This is a genomic window from Streptomyces parvus, assembly GCF_014648875.1.
In the GTDB taxonomy this organism is placed as follows: Bacteria; Actinomycetota; Actinomycetes; order Streptomycetales; family Streptomycetaceae; genus Streptomyces; species Streptomyces parvus.
Map to the genome: position 1 here is coordinate 25,271 of NZ_BMRY01000012.1, position 16,384 is coordinate 41,654.

Annotated in this window: 17 protein-coding genes; 7 read left to right on the forward strand and 10 right to left on the reverse strand. The window is 73.4% G+C overall.

Going from position 1 to position 16,384, the window contains the following annotated elements; all coding sequences use genetic code 11:
- Positions 1 to 15: 15 nt before the first annotated feature.
- Positions 16 to 210, reverse strand: coding sequence for a hypothetical protein (locus IE140_RS29815; RefSeq protein WP_093436091.1), 195 nt, complete (start codon positions 208 to 210; stop codon positions 16 to 18).
- Positions 211 to 456: 246 nt separating this feature from the next.
- Here IE140_RS29815 and IE140_RS29820 point away from each other — a divergent pair, with 246 nt between their 5' ends.
- The 3 genes from IE140_RS29820 to IE140_RS29830 all read left to right on the forward strand — a co-directional run bounded on the left by IE140_RS29820 (position 457) and on the right by IE140_RS29830 (position 3,295).
- Positions 457 to 999 carry a Clp protease N-terminal domain-containing protein gene (locus IE140_RS29820; RefSeq protein WP_006123050.1) on the forward strand — a complete coding sequence of 181 codons (543 nt, stop codon included), beginning with the start codon at positions 457 to 459 and terminating at the stop codon, positions 997 to 999.
- A gap of 145 nt (positions 1,000 to 1,144) precedes the next feature.
- A complete protein-coding gene (locus IE140_RS29825) occupies positions 1,145 to 2,170 on the forward strand; it encodes an EamA family transporter (RefSeq protein WP_150195540.1) in 1,026 nt (341 codons plus the stop codon).
- A gap of 165 nt (positions 2,171 to 2,335) precedes the next feature.
- On the forward strand, positions 2,336 to 3,295 hold the full coding sequence (locus IE140_RS29830; protein ID WP_150195542.1) for a DMT family transporter: 960 nt from the start codon (positions 2,336 to 2,338) through the stop codon (positions 3,293 to 3,295).
- Positions 3,296 to 3,366: 71 nt separating this feature from the next.
- Here IE140_RS29830 and IE140_RS29835 read toward each other — a convergent pair whose 3' ends face one another.
- The gene (locus IE140_RS29835; RefSeq protein WP_093436099.1) at positions 3,367 to 4,077 is read right to left on the reverse strand and encodes a pyridoxamine 5'-phosphate oxidase family protein; all 711 of its coding nucleotides are present in this window, start codon (positions 4,075 to 4,077) and stop codon (positions 3,367 to 3,369) included.
- Between the two features lie 36 nt (positions 4,078 to 4,113).
- Between IE140_RS29835 and IE140_RS29840 the strand changes: the two genes are divergently transcribed.
- The gene (locus IE140_RS29840; protein ID WP_150195544.1) at positions 4,114 to 5,445 is read left to right on the forward strand and encodes an aminotransferase class I/II-fold pyridoxal phosphate-dependent enzyme; all 1,332 of its coding nucleotides are present in this window, start codon (positions 4,114 to 4,116) and stop codon (positions 5,443 to 5,445) included.
- On the opposite strand, the gene IE140_RS29845 is transcribed toward IE140_RS29840, so the two are convergent.
- Positions 5,436 to 6,512 carry a DMT family transporter gene (locus IE140_RS29845; RefSeq protein ID WP_189460859.1) on the reverse strand — a complete coding sequence of 359 codons (1,077 nt, stop codon included), beginning with the start codon at positions 6,510 to 6,512 and terminating at the stop codon, positions 5,436 to 5,438. The two genes, IE140_RS29840 and IE140_RS29845, sit on opposite strands and share 10 nt — an antisense overlap.
- A 74-nt stretch (positions 6,513 to 6,586) precedes the next feature.
- Here IE140_RS29845 and IE140_RS29850 point away from each other — a divergent pair, with 74 nt between their 5' ends.
- Entirely contained in the window at positions 6,587 to 7,501 is a 915-nt protein-coding gene (locus IE140_RS29850) for a LysR family transcriptional regulator (RefSeq protein WP_093436104.1), read from the forward strand.
- A 67-nt stretch (positions 7,502 to 7,568) separates the two neighbouring features.
- Here IE140_RS29850 and IE140_RS29855 read toward each other — a convergent pair whose 3' ends face one another.
- A complete protein-coding gene (locus tag IE140_RS29855) occupies positions 7,569 to 8,039 on the reverse strand; it encodes a pyridoxamine 5'-phosphate oxidase family protein (RefSeq protein ID WP_093436106.1) in 471 nt (156 codons plus the stop codon).
- A gap of 118 nt (positions 8,040 to 8,157) precedes the next feature.
- On the opposite strand from IE140_RS29855, the gene IE140_RS29860 reads away from it, so the two are divergent.
- Positions 8,158 to 8,829 (forward strand): cysteine hydrolase family protein, encoded by a 672-nt coding sequence (locus IE140_RS29860; RefSeq protein ID WP_150195548.1) that lies wholly within the window; start codon positions 8,158 to 8,160, stop codon positions 8,827 to 8,829.
- Here IE140_RS29860 and IE140_RS29865 read toward each other — a convergent pair.
- The 5 genes from IE140_RS29865 to IE140_RS29885 all read right to left on the reverse strand — a co-directional run bounded on the left by IE140_RS29865 (position 8,816) and on the right by IE140_RS29885 (position 13,313).
- Positions 8,816 to 9,271 carry a Rieske (2Fe-2S) protein gene (locus IE140_RS29865; RefSeq protein ID WP_032765797.1) on the reverse strand — a complete coding sequence of 152 codons (456 nt, stop codon included), beginning with the start codon at positions 9,269 to 9,271 and terminating at the stop codon, positions 8,816 to 8,818. The genes IE140_RS29860 and IE140_RS29865 overlap by 14 nt on opposite strands.
- A 128-nt stretch (positions 9,272 to 9,399) precedes the next feature.
- Positions 9,400 to 10,389 carry an alpha/beta hydrolase gene (locus IE140_RS29870; protein WP_150195550.1) on the reverse strand — a complete coding sequence of 330 codons (990 nt, stop codon included), beginning with the start codon at positions 10,387 to 10,389 and terminating at the stop codon, positions 9,400 to 9,402.
- Positions 10,390 to 10,442: 53 nt separating this feature from the next.
- Entirely contained in the window at positions 10,443 to 11,156 is a 714-nt protein-coding gene (locus tag IE140_RS29875) for a C39 family peptidase (protein WP_189460861.1), read from the reverse strand.
- A 135-nt stretch (positions 11,157 to 11,291) separates the two neighbouring features.
- Positions 11,292 to 12,314, reverse strand: a complete 1,023-nt coding sequence (locus IE140_RS29880) for a winged helix-turn-helix domain-containing protein (protein WP_150197102.1) — start codon at positions 12,312 to 12,314, stop codon at positions 11,292 to 11,294.
- Positions 12,315 to 12,473: 159 nt separating this feature from the next.
- Positions 12,474 to 13,313 carry a LysR family transcriptional regulator gene (locus tag IE140_RS29885; protein WP_150197101.1) on the reverse strand — a complete coding sequence of 280 codons (840 nt, stop codon included), beginning with the start codon at positions 13,311 to 13,313 and terminating at the stop codon, positions 12,474 to 12,476.
- Between the two features lie 92 nt (positions 13,314 to 13,405).
- Here IE140_RS29885 and IE140_RS29890 point away from each other — a divergent pair, with 92 nt between their 5' ends.
- Positions 13,406 to 14,143 (forward strand): SDR family NAD(P)-dependent oxidoreductase, encoded by a 738-nt coding sequence (locus IE140_RS29890; RefSeq protein WP_093436121.1) that lies wholly within the window; start codon positions 13,406 to 13,408, stop codon positions 14,141 to 14,143.
- Between the two features lie 20 nt (positions 14,144 to 14,163).
- On the opposite strand, the gene IE140_RS29895 is transcribed toward IE140_RS29890, so the two are convergent.
- The gene (locus tag IE140_RS29895) at positions 14,164 to 16,104 is read right to left on the reverse strand and encodes an ATP-binding cassette domain-containing protein (RefSeq protein WP_150197100.1); all 1,941 of its coding nucleotides are present in this window, start codon (positions 16,102 to 16,104) and stop codon (positions 14,164 to 14,166) included.
- Positions 16,105 to 16,384: the final 280 nt, after the last annotated feature.

Consider the following 16,384-nt stretch of genomic DNA (forward strand, 5'->3'; position numbering starts at 1 on the left):
AATACTGATGAATCATCAGATCTGCTGGGGTTGCCGGTGCCGCCAGATCACCGCGGCGTCGAAGCGGTCCGACGCGCGGGGGTGGGGTCCGTCGTCGTGGCAGTGGAACGCCGTCCAGAAGAGATCGGCGGGCAGGGCGTCGCCGGGTGCGTACACGCGGTAGACGTACTGCAGCCCGTCCTGGGCGAGCAGGGCGACCATCCAGAACACCCGTTCCTCCCCTCCCGTCCCTGCTGTGTGCGTTGTGGCGTGAGGGACGTGCGCGCGGGGGGCCGCGGTTGCCGCGGGGGCGTGCGATGCAAGGCGGCGCGCGCCCCGGGAGCCCGATGGTTGCCTCCCCCGGCACGATCTCATCCGCAAGGATGACGGACCGTGCCACTGTCCCCAACTTCGGTGGGATGCCCAATGGGTCGTCCCGGCGATGCCTTCCGGCTTCGGGACTGATGGGGTAGAGGTGTGCAAAACCGGACGCCGCGGATACCTGAGCAGCCCGCACCGAACCACCCCGGACCCGATGCCCGCTTCACCGACGAACAGGCGGCGGTGCTGACCGGTGCGCGCAGGCGTGCGCTGCGGGACGGGGACCGCCAGATCGACACCGCCCATCTTCTTCACTCGCTGATCGAGACGGACCCCGATGTCCGTGAGGCCTTCGACGGCGGACCGCAGCTCGCCAGGGTGCTCGGCTATCTCGTTCAGCGCAGCATCGGTTACGGGCTCCGATGGCAGGGCTCCGTCGAGGACTCCGGGGCCGTTCCCGTGGTGCGCGACCCGGCCGCCGACGGCTGGTCGCCCTCGGCGCTGGCCGCGATGGACGACGCGCTGTACCGCGCGGCGTCGCGTGGCGAGGACCGGGCCCGCGGTCTCGACCTGCTCGCCGCGCTGGCCGCCGACGCCGAGTCGCGCGCGGTGGAGGTGCTCACCCGCGGGGGCGTGGACGCGCGGTGGCTGGCCGACCGCGCGACGGTGCTCGCGGCCGAGGGGGCGCGGCGCGGCTGAGGCGCCGTGGCTCGCCCGCGAAGGTGTCCTCGGGCGAGGTGGGACAACGGGTCGGCCGTCATCCCGTGGCGCTCGCCCGCAGGGGCGTCGTCTCGACAGGTGTCACGAGGGTGACGGTGCTGTCGACTGCTGCCATGATGTGCCGATGCACGCGTCTTCGAGGTTTCAGGGCAGAAGCGCCGGGCTGGGGCTCGCCCTGCTCTCGGCCTTTGCGTTCGGCGGTTCCGGGGTGGCGGCCAAGCCGCTGATCGAGGCGGGGCTCGACCCGCTGCACGTGGTCTGGCTGCGTGTCGCGGGCGCCGCCGTCATCATGCTGCCGGTCGCCTGGCGCCACCGGAACCTCGTACGCGAACGTCCCGCCCTGCTCGCCGGGTTCGGCCTCTTCGCGGTCGCCGGGGTCCAGGCGTTCTACTTCGCCTCGATCTCCCGCATCCCGGTCGGAGTGGCGCTCCTGGTCGAATATCTCGCACCCGCGCTCGTCCTCGGCTGGGTCCGCTTCGTGCAGCGCAGGCCCGTCACCCGGGCCGCCGCTGTCGGGGTGGTGCTGGCCGTCGGCGGACTCGCGTGTGTCGTCGAGGTCTGGGCCGGGCTCGGCTTCGATCTCCTCGGACTGCTGCTCGCCCTCGGTGCCGCCTGCTGCCAGGTGGGGTACTTCGTCCTGTCCGACCACGGCGGGCAGGACGGCGGTTCCGGGGACGGCACCGAACCGCCGAACCCCGTCGGTGTCATCGCGTACGGACTGATCGTCGGCGCGGCCGTCCTCACGGTCGTCTCCCGTCCCTGGGGCATGGACTGGGCGCTGCTCGGCGGCAGTGCGGGCATGAACGGCAACGAGGTCCCCGCCTGGCTGCTGCTCGGCTGGATCGTGCTGCTCGCCACCGTGCTCGCGTACGTCACCGGGGTCGTCTCGGTCCGGATGCTCTCGCCGCAGGTGGCCGGGGTCGTCGCCTGCCTCGAAGCGGTCATCGCGACCGGGCTGGCCTGGGTGCTCCTCGGCGAGCATCTCTCAGCGCCGCAGCTCATTGGCGGATTCGTTGTGCTGACCGGTGCGTTCATCGCCCAGTCCGCCGCCCCGAAGCCTCCCTCGGGTCCGGTGGCCGCCGGGGCCGGCACCGGGGCGGTGGCCGGGCCGGTCGAGGGCGAGTTGTCCCACGGCCGGGCCCCGCACTAGTGTGCCCACCATGCATCTGACTGTGCTGCCGCCGCCTGCCGCCTAGCGCGCGCGGCCACTCCTGACGAAGACCGGGCTCGGGCAGTCCCCGAGCGGTTCGTCGCTGCCCGCGTGCGGAGCCGAGCGACCCGTCACCCCGCCTTCGTCTTCCGCTGGAGAAGTCATATGTCCTTGCCTGCCGCATCCGCCCTGCCCGTCGGGCGGAGCCTGCTGTATCTCGTCGTCGCCGGAGTCGCCTGGGGCACCGCCGGCGCGGCCGCGTCGCTGATCTTCCGGGTCAGCGACCTCGGCCCCCTCGCCCTGTCCTTCTGGCGCTGCGCGGGCGGTCTCGTCCTGCTCGCCGGGGCGCTCGCGCTGCGCCCCCGCCGTGCGCCCCGGGAGCCCGAACCCCGGCGTCGCCGGCTGCTGCGCATCCTCGGCACCGGCGTCGGGCTCACCGTGTTCCAGAGCGCGTACTTCGCCGCGGTCGAGGTCACCGGCCTCGCCGTCGGCACCGTCGTGACGCTCGGCGCCGGGCCCGTCCTGATCGCCGTCGGGGCGCGCCTGCTGCTGGGCGAGCGCCTCGGCCGGGGCGGTCTGGCCGCCGTGACCGGGGCGCTGACCGGGCTCGCCGTGCTGGTCCTGGGCGGCGAGGGCGGCGACGTCGTACCGGCCGGGGTGCTCCTCGCGCTGCTGTCCGCCTCCGGGTACGCCGCGATCACCCTGCTCACCCGGTGGCTCGGGCGGGACGGTGGCGGCGGTGACGCGCTGACCACCAGCGCCTGGGCGTTCGGCATCGGAGCGGTCGGCCTGCTGCCCATGGCCCTGACCGAGGGGCTGGTGCCGCACACCGCCGAGACCGGGCAGGTGCTGTGGCTGATCGTCTATGTGGCGGCGGTCCCCACCGCCCTCGCCTACGCGCTGTACTTCGCCGGGGCCGCCGCCGTCCGGGCGGCCATCGTCTCCGTGATCATGCTTCTGGAACCGGTGAGCGCGGCCGTCATCGCGGTGACCGTCCTCCGGGAGCGGCTGACGGCGGCCACGGTCCTCGGCACGCTGCTCCTCCTGGCCGCCGTGGCCGGACTGGCCCTCGCGGAGGCGCGCGGCGCGACGGCCGCCCGGCGGAAGGAGCCCGTGGCGGTGTGACGGGGGCTGCCGGACCCTGATGGACATCGGTGGAGGCCGCGCGCCCTTGTGGTGGCCGGCCTCCGCCTCCGTCAGAGCGCTGACAGGTAGTCCGGTACGCCGATGGCCGGGTCCAGGTCGTCCGCCGCGACCGGCGGAGCGTAGCCCCGGGTGAGCGGGACGATGCCGGTCCAGTGCGGAAGGGTGGCGTCCTCGGGCTCGTCGTTGGGGCCGCCGGTACGGACCTTCGCGGACACCTCGTTCAGGTCCAGCCGGATCACCGCGGTCGCGGCCAGCTCCTTGCCGTTGGCGGGCCGGGAGTCCTGGGAGCGGCCGGGCACCACCTGGTCCACGATCGCGTCCAGGGCGAGCCGCAGCTCCTCGGGGTCCGTCACCGTCACGGCAGTGCCGTGCACCACCACCGAGCGGTAGTTCATCGAGTGGTGGAAGGCGGACCGGGCCAGCACCAGGGCGTCGACATGGGTGACCGTCAGGCAGACCGGCAGCCCCGGATCCGTGCCCTTCGCCGCCCGCAGCGGTCGCGAGCCCGTCGAGCCGTGGACGTACAACCGCTCACCTGTCCGGCCGAACAGGGTCGGCAGGACGACCGGGGCGCCATCGCGCACGAAGCCCAGATGGCAGAGGTAGGCCTCGTCGAGGATCGAGTGGACCAGCTCCCGGTCGTAGGAGGCGCGCTCCCTGGCCCGGGTGGGGACCGTGCGGTCGGTGGGCGCGTAGGGGGCGGCGACGCCGGAGTCCGGGGCGTCGGAAGCCGTGCCTTCGGGCGTTGCGGTGCGCTGCATTGGCGATCTCCATTGCAATAGTGCATAATGTTGTTTGTGCTAGGAGAGTATCGGATCAGTGGGCGGCGTGCATCGGAGATTGCCGCCAGCGTCGAGCGCGGGGTCGGCTCCGGAGACCTCCCGCCGGGCCATGTGCTGCCCCCCATGCGGGAGTTGGCCGCACGTCTGGAGGTCAATCCCAACACCGTGGCGGCCGCCTACCGGACGCTGCGCGAACGCGGGGTGATCGAGACGGCGGGCCGTCGGGGCAGCCGGGTGCGCCACGCCCCGGCCAGTACCTCGCGCGGATCCCTGCGGATCGAGGCGCCGCCGGGAGTCCGGGACCTCGGTGAGGGCAATCCCGATCCGGAACTGCTGCCCGACCTCGGGCCGGCGCTCGCCGCGGCCGCGGCCGCCGATGCGGAGTGCCACGGTCTGTACGGGCAGCCCCCGGTGGTCGCGGAGTTCGCCGCGTACGTCCGCGCCGCCCTGGATGCCGACGGGGTACCCGCCGGGCCGGTCGCCGTCGCGTCCGGCGCGCTGGACGCGATCGAGCGGGTTCTCGCGGCGCACCTCAGGCCGGGCGACACGGTGGCCGTGGAGGACCCCGGCTGGGGCAGCGTGCTCGATCTCGTGCCGGCGCTCGGGCTCCGTGCCGTACCGGTCGGCGTGGACGACTCCGGGCCGCTGGCCGTGGATGTGGAGCGGGCGCTGGGGTCCGGGGCGCGGGCCCTCGTCGTCACGTGCCGGGCGCAGAACCCGACCGGTGCGTCGCTGGACGCCCGCCGGGCCGGGGAACTGCGCGCGGTCCTCGCCCGCCACCCGGACGTGCTGCTGATCGAGGACGACCACGGGCACGCCATCGTCGACCTGCCGCTGCATCCGCTGGCCGGGGCGACGGCCCACTGGGCGTTCATCCGCTCGGCGGCCAAGGCGTACGGGCCGGATCTGCGGGTCGCCACGCTCGCCGGGGACGCCCTCACGGTCGACCGGGTGGAGGGGCGGCAGCGGCTCGGGCCCGGCTGGGTGAGCAGGCTGCTCCAGCGCGCCGTGCTCCATCTCTGGACCTCGGGTGCCGTCGACACCCGTACGGTCGCGCGGTCCTACGGTGATCGCCGGAACGCGCTCATCCGGGCACTGGAGGAGCGCGGTGTCAGCGCCCGGGGGCGCAGCGGGATGAACGTGTGGGTGCCCGTGAGCGACGAGACCGGGGCGGTCGCCCGGCTGCTCCACGCGGGCTGGGCGGCGGCCCCGGGGGCCCGCTTCCGGCTGGACACGCCCCAGGCGGTCCGGCTCACCGTCTCCCCGCTGACCGCGGCGGACATCGGTCCCCTGGCGGACGCGGTGGCCGCCGCCGCCGGGCCGGCGAGGCCGGTCGGTTACGGCTGAGGCAGGCGGGGGTCACGTCCGGCGGGCTCGATCGAAGGTGAACCCGGGGCTGGAGGAGGCACCGGGGTCGCGGCGGCGCTTCGGCGCGGGCGGCTCTGGGTGAGGGCCGCCCCGACAAGGACGACCAGGGCCCCGACCGGGGTGTTCCAGCTCAGCTGTTCGCCGAGCAGCGCGACGCCGGCCGCCGTCGCGATCACCGGGATGAAGTACGTGACCATCTGCGCCGTCGTCGGGCCGACCTCCTGGACCAGGCCGTACTGGAGCAGCACCGCGAGGCCCGTGCCCAGCGCCCCCAGGGCGAGGACGGAGAGGGTGGGCAGAAGTGGGAAGGAGGTGGGGGCGGAAGTGAACAGCGGTGTCACCGCGGCCAGTTGCGCCGTGGCGAGGCCGAGCTGGCTGCCCGTCAGCGCCAGCGTCGACGAGCCGGTCCCGGCGAGGGTGCGCCGGACGTAGATCCAGCCGACCGGGTAGCAGAACGAGGCGAGCAGCGCCATGCCCGTGCCCGGCAGGTCGAGACCGGAGAAGCCCTGCCAGGCGCCCAGTACCGTGAGGACGCCGAGGAAGCCGACGCCCAGACCGGCCACCCGGCGGCGGGTCGGGCGGTCCTCCGACAGGGCGACCACCGAGAGCACCATGCCCCACAGCGGCGAGGTCGCGTTGCAGATCCCGGCCAGGGTCGAGGGGATCGTCAGCTCCGCGTAGGAGAAGAGCGAGAACGGCAGCGCGTTGAGGAGCAGCGCCGCGACCGTGAGGTGCCCCCAGGTGCGGGCCGAACGCGGCAGCCGCTCCCGGCGCATCACCATGGCGGCGACCAGCACCGCCGTACCGGCCAGCAGGCGGCCGAAGGTGACCTGGAACGGGGCGTACCCCTCGGTCCCGACCTTGATCAGCAGAAAGCTGAACCCCCAGATGAGCGAGAGCCCCGCGAACCGGATCCGCCAGTCGAGAGCCGGTCGCCGGGCGGCCGGGGCCGATGCCGTCGCCGACGCCACCGGCGGAGCGGGTGGAACGGGAGGGGGTGGGGCTGATGCCGGGGCCGTGGCCCTCGGCTCGCAGGGAGCGCTCATGAAGTACACCCTGACGAAGATGACGTCGTAGAACAAGCGAATGTTTCTGCGGTCGATCGCGTAGCATCGCTTACATGTTGAACCTGGAGCGGCTGCGCACCCTGGACGCCCTCGCCCGGCACGGCTCGGTGAGCGGGGCGGCCGACGGGCTGCACGTCACGACGTCGGCGGTCTCGCAGCAGATGGCCAAGCTGGAGCGCGAGGTGGGGCAGCGGCTGCTCGCCAAGAACGGCCGCGGTGTCCGGCTCACCGATGCCGGGCGGCTGCTCGCGGACCATGCCGCGCGGATCCTGTCGCAGGTGGAGCTCGCCCAGTCCGACATCGAGGCCCAGCGGGGCGAGGTCGTCGGCGAGGTGCGGATCTGCGCCTTCCCGACCGCGGCCCGGGGGCTGTTTCCCGCGATGCTCACCTCACTGCGCGCTGACCACCCCGATCTCGCCGTCAGAACACGGGAGTTGGAGCCCGAGCAGGGCTTGCGTTCGGTGTTCCGCGGAGACGTCGACATCGCGGTCGTGCTCGACTGGAGCAACAAGCGGCTGCCCGTGCCCGGTGGGCTGACCAAGGCCGAACTCCTCGACGACGCACCGGACATCGCCATGCCGGCCGGGCATCCGCTGGCGGACCGCGACGAGGTGGACCTGGAGGACTTCGCGGACGATCCGTGGGTGTCCTGGCCCGAGGGCGAATTCTGTTACGACTGGTTGATGTTCACCCTGCGCTCCCGGGGCATCGAGCCCCGCATCGCCCATCTGGCCGGTGAGCACCATACGCAACTGGCCCTGATCGCCGCCGGGTTCGGTGTCTGTGTGGCCCCGCGGCTGGGGCGCGGCCCGGTACCCGACGGGGTGCGCCTGGTGCCCGTGCGGCAGACCATGCGGCGACACGTCCACGCGGTCTGGCGCACGGACGCGGACCGCCGCCCCTCGGTCCGGGCGGCGGTGGCGGCGCTGTGTGCGGCGGGCGCGGGCGTGGCGGCCGACGGCGGCTGAGCCTCCGAGGGGAGCCCCGAAGAGCAGCGGCCCCGGGCGCCGGCCCGGTCCCGGTGCTCTTCGGGGCTCACGTGAGGTGGGCGAGCTTGCGGAAGTCCCAGGAGGTGATCTTCTCAGGGGTGAGCCGCAGCCAGGCGTGCCGCCCGTCGTGCGGCATCTCCGTCATCCCGAAGTACTTCACGGGGAACAGCCGCTCCGGCTCCACGAGTTCGGGGCAGGGTTCGCCGGTCCGGGGTGCCTCGCCGACGAACTCCGCCCGGCCGGTGAGCTCCACGCCGCGCAGCTCCTCGTACCCCTCGCCGTCGTCCACGACCACGGCGATCCTGGTGTCCCTGCGCAGCTGGGACCAGCGCAGGCTGCGCGTGATGGAGTACAGCCAGAGCGAGCCGCCGTCCCAGACGAACCACAGCGCACCGATGTGCGGAGCGCCGTCCGGGCCGAGCGTCGCCACCCGGCAGGTGCGCCGTTCGCCGAGATAGGCGTCCCGCTCCTCGGGCGTCATCATGATCCGGCGGCCTCGTCGCTGGGTGTCGGTCATGGCCGCCCTCTCCTGGAAGTCCGCGATACTGACTGAGTGTCAGAAATCATGGACGCTCTTCCTTCGCGACGCAATGGCCGCTACTCTCGCGCGCCCGGAGATCAGGAGAGGAGTGCCCGTGCCGTCGAGGGAATCGCACGAGCGGCTCACCGCGCTGCTCGACCCCGCCACCACCGTTCTTCTGACCGTCGAGTGCCAGCAGGGCGTCGTGGGCCCGGACAGTGCCCTGCCCGAACTCGCCGCCGCCGCGCGCTCGTCGGGTGCGCTGGCCAACATCGCCCGGCTCGTCGCCGCCGCCCACGAGAGCGGGGTCCAGGTGATGCACGCGGTCGCCGAGAGCCGGCCCGACGGACGCGGCGGCAACCGCAACGCCCGGCTCTTCCAGGCCGCCGCCCGGCTGCCCGTCCAGCAGCACACCGGCAGCACCGCCGTCCGCGTCGCACCCCCCATCGAGGTCGCCGACGAGGATCTCGTCGTCCGCCGGCTGCACGGACTCTCGCCCCTGGCCGGCACCGACGTCGACCCGCTGCTGCGCAACCTGGGCTGCCGCGCGCTCGTCGTCACCGGCGTCTCGGCCAACATCGCCATCCCCAATGCCGTCTTCGACGCGGTCAACCTCGGCTACACGGCCGTCGTCCCGGCCGACGCCATCGCGGGGGTGCCCGCCGAATACACCCCCGCCATGGTCCGTAACACCCTCGCCCTGGTCGCCACCGTCACCACCACGGACGCCGTCCTCGGCGGCTGGAAGCGACCCCGCAGACCGGGGGCGGCGGCTACGCCAGCCTGATCGAGTCGCCCTCGACGGTGATCTCGCGGGCCGGCAGCGGCTGGGTGGCGGGACCGCCTGTCGGGCTGCCCGTGGCGGCGTCGAAGGTGGAGTTGTGGCAGGGGCAGGTGATCGTCCCGGCCGAGACGTCCTTGACCGCACAGCCCTGGTGGGTGCACGTCGACGAGAACGCCTTGAACTCGCCCGGTTTCGGCTGGGTCACCACGACTTTCTGCGCGGCGAAGACCATTCCGCCGCCCTCCGGAATGTCCGCCGTGGCGGCGAGCACCGCACCGCCCTGCTTCTCGCCTCCGCTGCCGGGCTGCTCGACCGTGCCGGAGCCTCCCGCATCGTCCGATCCGCCGCCGCACGCGGTGAGGGCGGCAGCCGCTCCGGCCGCTCCCACCGCGGCGACGACCGTGCGGCGTCCGAGGAGGCTCCGGTGCTCCTGCGTTGCGCTCATCGCGGCATTCCCTTCGTCGGTGTCCCCGTCTCGGGCACGTCGGTCAGAGGTACGTGCCCGGGGACCGCGATGTTCACGCCGACGACCACGCCGTACGCCGGTGGCCCGGCTGGTCGGGCCTCAGCTCGTCAGGCCTTACGGAGGCGGGCGACGATCCCGTCCAGGTCCCGCCGGAACAGATCGGGCCGGACGAAGTGGCCGCCGGGCACCTCGTGCCACTCGTGCGGAATGCCCGCCACGCCCAGAGTGCCCCGGAACTCCCGCTGACCGGCCAGGACCTGGGTCTCGTTGACCGTGTCGAACCAGTTGACCGGGTCGGGGCTGGTGCCGGCCACCAGGAACACCCGCTTGTTCCGGTAGCTCTCGACGCGCTGCACCGGATTGTCGGCGCTGACCCGCGCCTCGTTCCACAGCGGCGCCCCGTAGACCGTACCGCCGCCCAGCTCCACGGCGGCCGAAGAGAGGTTGGCCCAGTGGGTGACGAGGCCGGCGTCGCGGCGCAGGCTGGCCGGGCCGGAGTGGGAGCTGACCGAGGCGAAGTGACCGTAGTACTTTGCCGCGTACTTCAGCGCGCCGAACCCACCCATCGAGAAGCCGGAGACCGCCCGGCCGTCGTACTCCGCGTACGTACGGAAGTTGGCGTCCACCCACGGGAGCAACTGGCCGATGTGGAAGGTCTCCCAGTTGCGGGGGCCGACGTTGGAGGAGACCGGGTTGGAGTACCAGCCCGCGGCACCGCCGTCCGGCATCACCACGATGAGGGGCTTCCCGGCGGTCCAGGCGCGGATGCCCATCCGGTCGAAGGTGATGAAGTCCTGTCCGGTGCCGCCTCCGTGGAACAGGTACAGCACCGGATACCTGCGCCCGCCGGAGTGGTAGCCGTCCGGCAGCAGGACGTTGACGCCGGGGTTCCAGCCGATCGCGTCGGTCGCGAAGCGGAAGTAGCGCATGCGGGGGTCGCGCTCGTCCCGCTCCACGATGCGCAGACCGAAGCCGTCGCCCGCCGCATGGGCGGCCGACGCCGACGCCAGGACGCCTCCCGCGCCGAGCACGGTGGTCGCGGAGATTCCGGCGGCGGCCTTCAGGACGCCTCTGCGGGTGGGCCGTTGGGTGCTCAACGTGACCTCCTGGTCAGGGGAGTGAGGGTGGGGTGCGTGCGTGGTGCGGGGTGTCAGGCGGAGTAGCCCTTCGGCGGGATGAGGGTGGCCAGCTGGTTGAAGGAGATCCAGTAGATCTGGTTGCCGCCGAAGGACGCGGGGTCGGCGATGAGGACCGTACGGTCGACCGCGTCGTAGCCGAAGACGGTGAAGTAGTGGTAGATCGTCTGGTCCGGCGGGTAGCCGGGCGGCTGGTTGCCCGGCGGGGCCACGATGTTGGCGACCAGCGGATAGTTGCGGTCGATGTCGAAGACGATGTCGTGCCACAGGAGATCCCGCTGTGCCTGGGTGGGCGGGTCGTTCGGCATCTCCTTCGTCTCGTACCAGCCGCCGCCCAGACGGGCGTTGAGGACCGCGGTGATCTGGCCGATGTGATCGGTTCCCGCCTCGGTCGTGCCGAGCTGCGCCGCCAGCTCGCCCTGGCTCGGTGCGGCGGTGCGGGCGGAGAGAGCGATGCGGGTCGCGGCGGGGCCGCACCAGTAACTGGTCTGCTGGACCTGGTAGTCGATCTCCAGCCAGCGGGCGTTGCCCGTGCGCCCGGCGTCGACGCGCAGCCTGGTTCCCGGCTCGTCGTATCCGGAGGCGAGGGCCGTGCCGGCGGTCGAGCCGTGGGCACGTACGTCCACGACAGGGACGGCGGGGGCGGGGGCGGCCTGGGCGGTGCCGGGGAGAAGAAGTGCTCCGACCGCGAGTGCCGCGATCGTGCCGGGGACAAGTCTCGCGCGCATGAGGGCTCCTGTGGGGGACGGTGCCGTACGGGAACGTCACCGCGCGGGAGACGCGGTGGGGCCGTCCGGCCGGGCGGTGACAGGGGACAGCGTGGTGGCCCGGAGGCGACGGGCACAAGCGCTGTAAGTCCAGGCTTACGGGCGCGGGTTGACGTCGGACCCGCGTCCCGCCCGGCGGTCCTCCGCGGCCAGCAGCGCGCGCCCCTCGGCGGTCGCCACGTGAAAGGCGCGACCGGCCGTGCGGACGGTGGTGGTCAGGCCCGCCGCGCGCAGGACGTTCATGTGCTGGCTGATGGCCGGGTGGGTCACCTGGAGCATCCGGGCCGCCTCCACGGTCGAGCACCCCTCGCGGGTGGCCCGCAGCAGATCGGCTCGGGTCTGCCCGAGAAGACGGCCGAGAGGGCCCGGGCCCGCTGCCCGTTCCGGGGCCGCCGCGGCGTCCGCCCAGTCGGCCGCGTGGTGGATGGGGTGCACCAGGACAGGCGGCAGGTCGCCGTCCGCCAGGGTGGTCGGGGTGGGCCAGCAGAAGAACGACGGCTGGAGCACCAGGCCCCGCCCGTTCAGCCGCAGGCGCTGCTCGACCGGGTAGGTGACCTCCAGCACCGGCGGCCGCCAGTGGACGTCGGGCCCGAGACCGGCCAGCAGCGCCTCGGTGCCGCCGTCCACCAGATGCCGTGTCCGCAGCGCCCGATCGGCCTCCAGGGCCGCGCGGACGTGCCGCCAGTGCGGTACGAGCACCTCCGCCTGGTAGGCGTGGAGCGCCTTGCCCAGCCGTGCGAGCGCGTCCGGGTCGCCCTCGGCCAGGGCGGCGGCCCAGCCGGGCAGCCGCCTCGTCCCGGCCAGCCGGGTCAGCTCCGCACGCAGCCTCGGCCGCGGCGTACCGAGCAGGGTGTCGACGGCTGCCCGGAGCGTGGTGCGGTCACCCGAGGTGGGGGTGAGGAAGTCGGGGGAGTACCCGCGGGGCGGCAGGAGCGGGGAGAGCAGCCGGCGGCTCTCCGGGAGCCGGGGCCGCACCCAGCGCCGCCAGGCGCCGAACACCCGCTCCCCGTCCTTCCGTTGCAGGGTCTGCACGCTGTTGGTGATCTCCCACAGGAAGTCCGGCCCCGGGGCCACCCTGACCCGCGTCAGGTCCTCGGGTGTGAAGTGGATCCGCAGCATGGACGCTCCAGGGAAGGCGGGCCGGGCCACCGCACGCGCGGCCCGGCCCGCCCCACGTCGCGCGAACACCGTTGCGGAAACGGACCACTTGCCGCTCGCCGCTCGCCGCACCGGCGGAGAACTGGCCACTACCCGTCACCGGGACGGGATATGCCGGGCTCAGGCCGTCGCCGCCACCCGGACGAGATCGGCGACGGGCCGCGACCGGCTCTCCGGCAGCCAGGCGAGCACCGTCGTCACCGGCGGCGCGTCCGTCACCGGCACGGCGACCAGGTCCCGGCGCAGGTCGACGGCGGCCGAGGCGGGCAGGACCACGGTGGCCCGGCCGAGGGCGATCAGCTGGAAGAGCTGGGTCAGGTTCCGCACGGCGACCCCGGGGCCCTCGGGGCAGCTGCCGTCCGGGGCGGGCCAGCGGGCCGGGGGAGGGCCCGGCGCGGCGGTCACCTCGGCCTGCGACACCGCCGTCCGGCCGGCCAGCGGGTGGTCGCCGGGCAGGACCGCGACCTGCCCCTCGGTCAGCAGCGCCTCCGTGTCCAGTCCGGTGACGGCGTCGAACGGCAGATGCAGCAGCGCCACGTCCGCCCGCCCCGAGCACAACAGCTCCCGCTGCTCGTGCGCCTCGCACAGCAGCAGATCGACCGCGCACGCGCCGGGGTGTGCGGCGTACGCGTCGAGCACCTTGGCCAGCAGTTCGCCCGCCGTACCGGCCTTGACCGCCAGGGCGATGCGAGGCCGCCGCTCGGCCGCTTCCCGGGTACGGCGCTCGGCCGCCTCCGCCGCCGCGAGGATCGCACGCGCCTCCGTGAGCAGCACCGCTCCCGCGTCGGTGAGCCGGACCCGGCGGCTGGAACGCTCCAGCAGCACCACCCCGAGCCGTCGCTCCAGGCCGGCGAGCGTACGGGACAGCGCTGGCTGGGCGATCCCCAGCCGCTCGGCCGCTCTGCCGAAGTGCAGTTCCTCCGCGACCGCGACGAAATACCGCAGCTCACGCATCTCCATGTCGGCACCGTAACCCGCCCGGACCACGATCGATGCCGGGAACGCATCGCTGCCAGGCCCGTACGGTGTTGGTCCCCGGCGCCCCGCCGCCGATGCTGGCGGCCATGAGCGAACAGACGATCGCGCTGGTCACCGGCGCGAACAAGGGAATCGGATACGAGATCGCGGCGGGCCTCGGCGCACTCGGCTGGAGCGTCGGCATCGGCGCCAGGGACCGGCTGCGCGGCGCGCAGGCCGCCGCGGCGCTGTGCGCGAGGGGGGTGGACGCCTTCGCCGTCCCGCTCGACGTCACCGACGACGCCGACGTGAGCGCCGCCGCCCGGCTCATGGAGAAGCGCGCGGGCCGGCTCGACGTACTCGTGAACAACGCCGGTGAGGCGGGTGGTTGGCCCGACGAGCCGACGTCGCTCGACCCCGCCGCCCTCCTGCGGCTGGTCGACACCAACGTCGTCGGCGTCGTCCGGGTCACCAACGCGATGCTGCCCCTGCTGCGCCGCTCCCCGCATCCGCGGATCGTCAACCAGTCCAGCCACGTCGGCTCCCTGACCCTGCAGACCGACCCCGGCGCGGATCTCGGCGGGATCAGCGGGGGCTACGCGCCGACGAAGACCTTCCTCAACGCGGTCACCGTCCAGTACGCCGCGGAGCTGCGCTCCACCCCGATCCTCGTGAACAACGCCTGCCCCGGCTATGTGGCCACCGACCTGAATGGTTTCAGCGGGACCCGCACCGCGGAGGAGGGGGCACGGGCCGCGATCAGGCTCGCGACCCTCCCCGACGACGGGCCGACCGGCGGCCTCTTCGACGACGAGGGCCCCGTGCCCTGGTGAAGAGGCACACCCCGAGTCGGTCAGGCGGTGCCGCCGCTCATGTGACGCTGCAGCTCCCACAGGGACCGGAAGAGCCCCGGCTCCCGGGTGAGCTGGGCGTAGGTGCCCTCCTGGACGATCCGGCCCTCGTCCAGGACGACGATCCGGTCGGCGACGGCCACGTTGGTGAGACGGTGGGTGATCAGCAGGACGGCGCGGTCCTTGGCCAGTTCGCGCAGGCCGGTGAAGATCCGGTGCTCCGCGCGGGCGTCGAGCGCGGCCGTGGGTTCGTCCATCACCAGCAGCGCGGCCCGCCGGTGGAAGGCCCGGGTGAGGACCAGGCGCTGCCACTGTCCGCCGGAGAGCTGCTGCCCGCCGAACCATTCGCTGGTGAGGAGGGTGTTCAGGCCGGAGCGGAGCTCCGGCAGGATCTCCGAAGCACCGGACGACTCGCACGCGGCGAGCACGGCCGCATCGCCGGTGTCGCCCTGGCCGAAGGTGATGTTGTCGCGCATCGTCAGCGGCAGATACGTGAACTTCTGCGGCACCAGGGCGACATGCTCCCAAGCCGTCCACGGATCGAGGTCCACGGTGGAGGCGTGGTCCCAGGCCACGTCGCCCTCGGTGGGCAGCAGCAGCCCGCACAGCAGGCGGGAGAGCGTGGACTTGCCGGAGCCGTTCTCCCCGACCAGCGCCACGATCTCGCCGCGCTTCACATGCAGCGAGACGTTGCGCAGGCTGTCCTTGGGGGCGCCGTCGTAGCGGTAGGTGGCATCGCGGACCTCGAAGCGCTGCGGAGCCGCGGCCGGGGAGGCGGTGCCACGGGAGTCGGTCATGGCCTGGCCGTGGGCGTTGTCGAGGAAGTTCTGCCAGTCCTGCACATACCAGCCGGTGCGCACCAGGCGGGCCCCGCCACTGATGATGCCGCGCACCGAGCCGGTCGCGGTCTGGAGGGCGAACACAGCGCCGCCGCCCGCCGCCAGGTCCATCCGCCCCGAGGCCAGGAGCCACAGCAGCGCCGCCCACACAGCGATCGAGGCGACTCCGCCGGCCGCGGCCCCGGCCAGTCCCATCCAGGCACCGGTGTTCGCGGCAGTGCGCTCGGCCGCGTTGACGGTGGCGGCCAGCTTTCGGTAGCGGCCGGTGAGGAAGGGACCGGCCAGACAGGCCCGCATCTCCTCGCTGGACTCCATGTAGGCCATGTGCCAGCGCAGTTTGCTCAGCATCCGGCGCCGCCCGGAGGTCTCCAGCCCGGCGAGGTAGATCACGCGTGCGGAGCGGACGTAGGCGGCGGCCTGCGGCAGGCACGCGAGAAGGAGAAGCGGAAGGAGCAGCGGGTGCAGGACGGTCAGCACGGTCGCCCCGGCGGCGAGGGTGGCGGTGGCCGCGAGGACGTCCTGCGCCTCCTCGACGAGATCGGGGGTGACCTGCGCGCCACGGTCGGCGATGTCGTAGGCGTCGTTGTAACCGGGCTTGTTGTTGGCGGCCAGCTCCGCGCCGAGCGCTGCCTCGATCATCGTCAGCTCTGCCGCCCGGCCGAGCACCGGGCGCAGCCGGCCGGTGAGCCAGACGACGGCGATGCCCAGCAGCGCGCGCAGACCGGCGGCCGCGGCGATGACGGCGAGCTGAGGGGCGGCGTCCCACAGGCGCTCGGTGATGTCGCCCGAGGCGACGAGCGCGGTGATCGTGCCCGTGACGGCCAGGAGACCGAGGGCCGCGAGGACGCCGGTCCCGATCTGGCACACCAGCAGGCCGACGGTCGCGCCGCGATCCACCTGCCAGGCCATCCGCACCGAGCGCCGGACCAGGGAGGGCAGACGCCGTGCCATGGTCCGTGAGGTCAACTGGGATCCGGCCCGGAGCCGGGACTCGTCGCGGTAGAGATACTCCTCCTCTCGAACACCGGCCTCCTCCGGCGCGTCGTCCGGCGAGCCCCCTGGCGGTCGTTGCGGCGGCTGCTCCTGCGTGATCGCCGACGTCATCGGTCCCCCTTGAACGGTCGCTGCGGCAGAGTCACGAGGCCCAACGAGGCGGCCGGGATATCGAACACACGTCATCCGGTCGTGCTGTGAGGCCCGCAATCCCCGGCGTCGGGAACCCCGCAGACGCGGGACCCCTGGTGGGGCCCGGAGCGGGCCCGGGCACGAAGTGGCCGAAACGCCGACACCACCGCGCGGCACGAACCGTTCGGCTGGGGCTCGCTGCCGACGGGGGGCCGGCCTGCCGGTGATCACCCCCGGTTAAGACGCTCACTTCACGAGG

Coding starts and splice junctions, on each gene's coding strand:
- IE140_RS29845 (WP_189460859.1), bottom strand. CDS start 6,512: ATGAGCGCTCCCTGCGAGCCGAGGGCCACGGCCCCGGCATCAGCCCCA.
- IE140_RS29830 (WP_150195542.1), top strand. CDS start 2,336: ATGTCCTTGCCTGCCGCATCCGCCCTGCCCGTCGGGCGGAGCCTGCTG.
- IE140_RS29850 (WP_093436104.1), top strand. CDS start 6,587: ATGTTGAACCTGGAGCGGCTGCGCACCCTGGACGCCCTCGCCCGGCAC.
- IE140_RS29890 (WP_093436121.1), top strand. CDS start 13,406: ATGCTGGCGGCCATGAGCGAACAGACGATCGCGCTGGTCACCGGCGCG.
- IE140_RS29895 (WP_150197100.1), bottom strand. CDS start 16,104: ATGACGTCGGCGATCACGCAGGAGCAGCCGCCGCAACGACCGCCAGGG.
- IE140_RS29825 (WP_150195540.1), top strand. CDS start 1,145: ATGCACGCGTCTTCGAGGTTTCAGGGCAGAAGCGCCGGGCTGGGGCTC.
- IE140_RS29865 (WP_032765797.1), bottom strand. CDS start 9,271: ATGAGCGCAACGCAGGAGCACCGGAGCCTCCTCGGACGCCGCACGGTC.
- IE140_RS29835 (WP_093436099.1), bottom strand. CDS start 4,077: ATGCAGCGCACCGCAACGCCCGAAGGCACGGCTTCCGACGCCCCGGAC.
- IE140_RS29885 (WP_150197101.1), bottom strand. CDS start 13,313: ATGGAGATGCGTGAGCTGCGGTATTTCGTCGCGGTCGCGGAGGAACTG.
- IE140_RS29855 (WP_093436106.1), bottom strand. CDS start 8,039: ATGACCGACACCCAGCGACGAGGCCGCCGGATCATGATGACGCCCGAG.
- IE140_RS29875 (WP_189460861.1), bottom strand. CDS start 11,156: ATGCGCGCGAGACTTGTCCCCGGCACGATCGCGGCACTCGCGGTCGGA.
- IE140_RS29880 (WP_150197102.1), bottom strand. CDS start 12,314: ATGCTGCGGATCCACTTCACACCCGAGGACCTGACGCGGGTCAGGGTG.